Source organism: Nonomuraea lactucae (assembly GCF_003313395.1).
In the GTDB taxonomy this organism is placed as follows: Bacteria; Actinomycetota; Actinomycetes; order Streptosporangiales; family Streptosporangiaceae; genus Nonomuraea; species Nonomuraea lactucae.
The window spans coordinates 1-559 of the sequence record NZ_QNFZ01000315.1; the positions used below are offsets into that span (position 1 = coordinate 1).

Below are 559 nucleotides of genomic sequence, written 5' to 3' on the forward strand. Positions count from 1 at the left end.
GCCGTGGCGCCGCCGCCGAGCACGGTCGCCGAGCGGGGCGCGGGCACCCCGGCCTCGGTCAGGGCCCGCTCGATGCCGTGGACGTCCGTGTTGTCGCCGTGCGCGGCGCCGTCGCGGAACACCACCGTGTTCGCCCCGCCCACCTCCACCGCCAGGCCGGAGACCGTGTCGAGCAGCGGCAGCACGGCCCGCTTGAGCGGCATCGTCAGCGACAGGCCCGCCCAGACGTGCTCGCCGTCGCCGGGTGCCTCGCCCCTGACCGGCCGGAGCCGCCGGAGCGTCGCGGGAAGCGCCGCCTCGTCGCACTCGATCGCCTCGTAGCTCCACCCGTCCAGGCCCATCGCCGCGTAGGCGGCGCGGTGCAGGCAGGGTGAGAGCGAGTGCCCGATCGGCGACCCCATCACAGCGGCCCGCATGATCACCTGCTCCCTTCGACTGCCAGCACCCTACAGCCGCACCGGACGGCCGGGGGGAGCCCCGGTGCCGCCGCCGGCCACCGCTGCGATCGGCCACCCGCCCTACGGCCGCCTCTCGTGCCCGCCGGGCGTCGCAGCCGGCC

1 protein-coding gene is annotated in these 559 nt (G+C 77.3%); it reads right to left on the reverse strand.

Going from position 1 to position 559, the window contains the following annotated elements; all coding sequences use genetic code 11:
* On the reverse strand, positions 1-416 hold a 416-nt coding region (locus DQW85_RS21680), incomplete at its 3' end, for a shikimate dehydrogenase family protein (protein ID WP_420819173.1).
* Positions 417-559: the final 143 nt, after the last annotated feature.